The sequence below is a fragment of the Burkholderia sp. Ac-20392 genome, assembly GCF_017104585.1.
In the GTDB taxonomy this organism is placed as follows: domain Bacteria; phylum Pseudomonadota; class Gammaproteobacteria; order Burkholderiales; family Burkholderiaceae; genus Burkholderia; species Burkholderia lata.
In genome coordinates, this window is sequence record NZ_JAAGPB010000542.1 from 1 (window position 1) to 5,284 (window position 5,284).

General features: G+C 67.7%; 4 protein-coding genes and 2 pseudogenes. All 6 read right to left on the reverse strand.

Features of this window, described 5'->3' with window-relative positions; translation table 11 throughout:
• Window positions 1-302 (reverse strand): annotated as a pseudogene (locus tag G3N99_RS34035) (hypothetical protein); the annotation flags it as partial.
• Between the two features lie 59 nt (window positions 303-361).
• On the reverse strand, window positions 362-2,179 hold the full coding sequence (gene glmS, locus G3N99_RS34040; RefSeq protein ID WP_206124563.1) for a glutamine--fructose-6-phosphate transaminase (isomerizing): 1,818 nt from the start codon (window positions 2,177-2,179) through the stop codon (window positions 362-364).
• 50 nt (window positions 2,180-2,229) lie between these two features.
• Window positions 2,230-3,591, reverse strand: coding sequence for a bifunctional UDP-N-acetylglucosamine diphosphorylase/glucosamine-1-phosphate N-acetyltransferase GlmU (glmU, locus tag G3N99_RS34045; RefSeq protein ID WP_206124564.1), 1,362 nt, complete (start codon window positions 3,589-3,591; stop codon window positions 2,230-2,232).
• Window positions 3,592-3,726: 135 nt separating this feature from the next.
• Entirely contained in the window at window positions 3,727-4,722 is a 996-nt protein-coding gene (ttcA, locus tag G3N99_RS34050) for a tRNA 2-thiocytidine(32) synthetase TtcA (protein ID WP_174937597.1), read from the reverse strand.
• The gene (locus tag G3N99_RS34055; RefSeq protein ID WP_043186999.1) at window positions 4,719-5,123 is read right to left on the reverse strand and encodes a dihydroneopterin aldolase; all 405 of its coding nucleotides are present in this window, start codon (window positions 5,121-5,123) and stop codon (window positions 4,719-4,721) included. Before G3N99_RS34055 ends, ttcA begins: the two co-directional genes overlap by 4 nt.
• Window positions 5,124-5,202: 79 nt before the next feature.
• Window positions 5,203-5,284, reverse strand: a pseudogene (locus G3N99_RS34060) (short-chain dehydrogenase); the annotation flags it as partial.

Consider the following 5,284-nt stretch of genomic DNA (forward strand, 5'->3'; position numbering starts at 1 on the left):
GGCGTCTCGGCCGCGGGCGGACGATGCGAACCGGCTTTCACGGCCTGCGCGACGCGGCGCTTGTGCGGCTTCACGGCGGCTTTCGGTGTGGCGTTCGCGTGCTTCTCCGCACTCTTGCCGGCATGCGCGTCGGCGCCCGTGTGCGCGACCGGCGTACGGGCGTCCGGCGTACGGGCATCCGGCGCATGGGCTGCCGGATGCCGCGCCTCGGGCGGGTTCCAGACCTCGACGTAATGCTCGGCGGCCCAGCCCGTCGACGCGAACGTCAACGCCAGCACACCGCATCCAATCAGTCTTACCATTGTCTCTCCGTCTGTCTCGCCGGCGCGCACGTCGTGGGAGCGCCGACCGGCTTCCCGCCTTACTCCACCGTCACCGATTTCGCGAGGTTCCGCGGCTTGTCGACGTCGGTGCCGCGCGCGCACGCGGTGTGATACGCGAGCAATTGCAGCGGCACGACGTGCAGGATCGGCGACAGTTGCCCGTAATGCTCCGGCATCCGGATCACGTGCAGGCCGTCGTCGTTGACGATCTGCGTGTCGGCATCGGCGAACACGTACAGCTCGCCGCCGCGCGCACGCACTTCCTGCATGTTCGACTTCAGCTTCTCGAGCAGCGTGTCGTTCGGCGCGACCGTGACGACCGGCATCGCTTCCGTGACGAGCGCGAGCGGCCCGTGCTTCAGCTCGCCGGCCGGATAGGCCTCGGCGTGGATGTACGAGATTTCCTTCAGCTTCAGCGCGCCTTCGAGGGCGATCGGGTAGTGCAGCCCGCGGCCGAGGAACAGCGCGTTTTCCTTGCGCGCGAATTCCTCCGACCATGCGATGATCTGCGGCTCCAGCGCGAGCACGCTGTTCAACGCGGCCGGCAGGTGGCGCAGCTGCTTCAGGAATTCGGCTTCCTGCGCGGCATCGACGTGCCCGCGCAGCTTGCCGAGCGTGGCCGCCAGCACGAACAGCGCGACGAGCTGCGTCGTGAACGCCTTCGTCGACGCGACGCCGATCTCGGTGCCCGCGTGCGTCAGGAACTGCATTTCGGTGAGGCGCACCATCGCGCTCGTCGCGACGTTGCAGACCGCGAGCGTATGCGTATGGCCGAGCGACTGCGCGTGCTTGAGCGCGGCGAGCGTATCGGCCGTCTCGCCCGATTGCGAGATCACCAGCACGAGCTGGCGCGGGTTCGGCACCGATTCGCGATAGCGGTATTCGCTCGCGATCTCGACCTGGGTCGGGATCTTCGCGATCGATTCGAGCCAGTACTTCGCGGTCAGGCCCGAGTAGTAGCTCGTGCCGCACGCGAGGATCAGCAGGCTGTCGATGTCTGCGAACGCGGCGGGCGCGGCGTCGCCGAACAGCGTTGCGTCGAACGCGTCCGTTTGCGGCACGGTGTCGCTGATCGCGCGCGGCTGCTCGAAGATTTCCTTCTGCATGAAGTGGCGATACGGCCCGAGTTCGACCGCGCCGCCGTAGGCGCTGACCACGCGGATCTCGCGCTGCGCGAGCGCGCCGTTGCGGTCGACGATCTTCACGCCGTCGAGCGACAGCTCGCACACGTCGCCTTCCTCGAGGAACGTGAAGTGGTCGGTGCTGCCCGCGAGCGCGAGCGCGTCGGACGCGAGGAAGTTCTCGCCGTCGCCGTGGCCGACCACGAGCGGCGAACCCTGGCGCGCGCCGACGACGGTGTGCGGCTGGTCCTTGTGGATCACGGCGATCGCATACGCGCCGTGCAACTGGCCCACCGCTTCGCGCACCGCGTCGAACAGGTTGCCGCGATACAGGCTGTGCACGAGGTGGGCGATCACTTCGGTGTCGGTCTGCGACACGAATTCGTAGCCCTTCGCGCGCAACGCTTCGCGCAGCGATTCGAAGTTCTCGATGATGCCGTTGTGGACGAGCGCGAGCGCGTTCGACGAGAAGATCGGGTGCGCGTTGTGCGTGACGGGCGCGCCGTGCGTCGCCCAGCGGGTGTGCGCGACGCCGGTGGTGCCTTCGAGGTGCGAATCGTGCACCTGCGCGTCGAGATCAGCGACGCGTGCGACGCTGCGCGCGCGCTTCGGTGCGTCTGGCTCGAGCACGGCGACGCCGCACGAGTCGTAGCCACGGTATTCGAGGCGCCGCAAACCTTCGATCAGCACCGGAACGATATTACGCTGCGCAACTGCGCCGACAATGCCGCACATGAAATCTACCTTCCATAGGGAAGCGGGCGCCGTACGGCACCCGCATGATGTTAAGTTTTCTTCTTGACCGGGCGGACGTAGCCGCTCTTCGCGGTCTGGGTCTTCTCGTTCAACGCGAGCAGGCCGTCGGCTACATCTTTCCAGATCGTCGTGCCGGCGGCGATCGTCACGCCGCGGCCGACGCGCACGGGCGCGACGAGCTGCGTGTCGGAGCCGACGAACACGTCGTCCTCGATCACGGTGCGGAACTTGTTCGCGCCGTCGTAGTTGCAGGTGATCGTGCCCGCGCCGATGTTCACGCGCGCGCCGATGTCGGCGTCGCCGATGTACGTGAGGTGGTTCGCCTTCGAGCCGTGGCCGATCACCGCGTTCTTCACCTCGACGAAGTTGCCGACGTGCGCTTCGTCCGCGAGCTGCGCGCCGGGGCGCAGCCGCGCGTACGGGCCGATCACGGTGTGCGCGCCGAGCTCGGCGCCGTCGATGTGCGTGAACGCGTCGATGCGCGTGCCTGCGCCGACCGACGCGTTGCGGATCACGCAGTTCGCGCCGATCGTCACGTTGTCGGCGAGCGTCACGTTGCCTTCGAACACGCAGTTCACGTCGATCGACACGTCGCGGCCGCAGCGCAGCGTGCCGCGCACGTCGAGGCGCGCCGGATCGGCGAGCGTGACGCCGTCGACGAGCAGTGCGTCGGCGATGTTGCGCTGGTGGATGCGTTCGAGCTCGGCGAGCTGCGCCTTGCTGTTCACGCCGAGCGTTTCCCATTCCTCGTCGGGCTGCGCGGTGACGACCTCGAAACCGGCCTCGATCGCGAGTTCGACGACGTCCGTCAGGTAGTACTCGCCCTGCGCGTTCTCGTTCTTCAGCGCGCCGAGCCACATCGACAGCTGGGCCGTCGGCGTGACGATGATGCCGGTGTTGATCTCGGCGATCTTCAGCTGTTCGGGCGACGCGTCCTTCTGTTCGACGATGCGCGTGACGAAGCCGGCCGCGTCGCGCACGATGCGGCCGTAGCCGGTCGGATCGTCGAGCGTGACCGTCAGAATCCCGTAGCGGCCTTCGCGCGCGGCGTCGACGAGGCGTTGCAGCGTCGATGCGCGCGTGAGCGGCACGTCGCCGTACAGCACGAGCGTCGGTTGCGCGGGATCGAGGAGCGGCAGCGCCTGGCGCACCGCGTGGCCGGTACCGAGCTGCTCGGCCTGCACCGCGAACTGGACGTCGGGTGCGGCGACGGCGGCCTGGACCTGCTCGGCGCCGTGACCGACGACGACGACGAGCCGGGACGGCTGCAGCGTGCGCGCAGTGTCGATGACGTGGGAGAGGAGCGGCCTGCCGGCCAGGGGATGAAGCACTTTCGGCAGCGCGGAACGCATGCGCTTGCCGGTGCCTGCCGCCAAAATCACGATATTCATGGCGCCAGCTTGTCTGAGGAGTTCGAAGCCGTCCATTTTAGCATGCGGCCTCCGTCGTTCCGGGCCTGTCGCGGCGGGGCGACAGCGCCGGAAAGAGGCCTTGCGGCCCCGTTCCGGCGGGTGTTCGGACCCTGCTTACAGGTCGTCGAACTGGACGATCGAGATCGGTTGGGCGCCGCCCGGCGCCGCGGTGTCGTCGCCCGACGCGCACGGTTCCTCGTCGAACGCGATGTCGCCCTGCGGATCGGCAACGCCTGACGCGCGCAGCGACTGGAACGGGTACAGCGTCGTGTCCATCAGGTGCGACGGCACGACCTTCGCGAGCGCGTTGAACATGTTCTCGACGCGGCCGGGGAAGCGCTTGTCCCATTCGCGGATCAGCGCCTTCATTTCCGCGCGCTTCAGGTTCGGCTGGCTGCCGCACAGGTTGCACGGGATGATCGGGAATTCGCGCAGTTCCGCGTATTTCTCCAGATCGGTTTCCTTCACGTACGCGAGCGGGCGGATCACGATGTTCTTGCCGTCGTCCGACTGCAGCTTCGGCGGCATCCCCTTCAGCTTGCCGCCGTAGAACATGTTCAGCAGCAGCGTCTGCACGATGTCGTCGCGGTGGTGGCCGAGCGCGATCTTGGTCGCGCCGAGCTCGCCGGCCACGCGGTACAGGATCCCGCGGCGCAGCCGCGAGCACAGCGAGCAGGTCGTCTTGCCCTCGGGCACGAGCCGCTTGACGATGCTGTAGGTGTCCTGGTTCTCGATGTGGAACGGCACGCCGACCTGCTTCAGGTATTCCGGCAGCACGTGCTCGGGGAAGCCCGGCTGCTTCTGGTCGAGGTTCACCGCGACGATGTCGAAATCGATCGGCGCGCGCTCGCGCAGGCGCAGCAGCACGTCGAGCATCGCATAGCTGTCCTTGCCGCCCGACAGGCACACCATCACCTTGTCGCCTTGCTCGATCATGTTGAAGTCGCCGATCGCCTGGCCGACCTGGCGCGCGATCCGCTTGAACAGCTTGTTGTTCTCGTACGCGTCCTTCTGTTCGCGGCGCGTCAGCGCCGGGCGGCCGGCCGGGGCGGCGGTCGCGTCGAGGGTGGCGGCATCGGCCGCCGTGTCATTCATGTGGGGGGCGTTCATGCGCGCTCCTCGTCCTTGATGCGAAAGACTTCGACGCCGACGGCGTCGCAGTCCGGATAAGCGTCCGGTTTCTCGGTACAGACGCGTACCGCGCGCACGGCATCGTGCGCCAGCAGGCGCGCGGCGATCGCGTCGCACAGCGTTTCCTGCAGGTGGATGTGGCCGCGCGCCAGGCATTGCGTGACGCTCTGCTTCATCAGATCGTAGTCGACGATTTCATGCAGCCGGTCGTCGACGGGGGTGGACAGCGCGAGCGGCACGAACAGGTCGACATTGATGACGACGCGCTGCTCGCCGCGCTTCTCGTGTTCGAAGGCACCGATGTTGATGTGCACTTCGTAGTCGCGCAGGTAGAGCCTGCGGCAGTCCGCGAGGCGGGGGTGCAGGAGAGCGGAAAACATGGTCGTCCCAGTCAAATTGGCGTGCGCACACGCAAAGCGGCGCGGGCGGCGGCAGTCAGGCCGCGCGTTTCCGCGCAGTTCATTCATTCGGGCCGGCGGCGGGCGGCACGAGGTGCTCGCCGCCGTCGACGGTCAGCGTCGCGCCGGTGACGCCCGGCGCG

Excerpts from the sequence above, each read along its gene's own strand:
- glmS (WP_206124563.1), bottom strand. The coding sequence starts at position 2,179 with ATGTGCGGCATTGTCGGCGCAGTTGCGCAGCGTAATATCGTTCCGGTG.
- glmU (WP_206124564.1), bottom strand. The coding sequence starts at position 3,591 with ATGAATATCGTGATTTTGGCGGCAGGCACCGGCAAGCGCATGCGTTCC.
- ttcA (WP_174937597.1), bottom strand. The coding sequence starts at position 4,722 with ATGAACGCCCCCCACATGAATGACACGGCGGCCGATGCCGCCACCCTC.
- G3N99_RS34055 (WP_043186999.1), bottom strand. The coding sequence starts at position 5,123 with ATGTTTTCCGCTCTCCTGCACCCCCGCCTCGCGGACTGCCGCAGGCTC.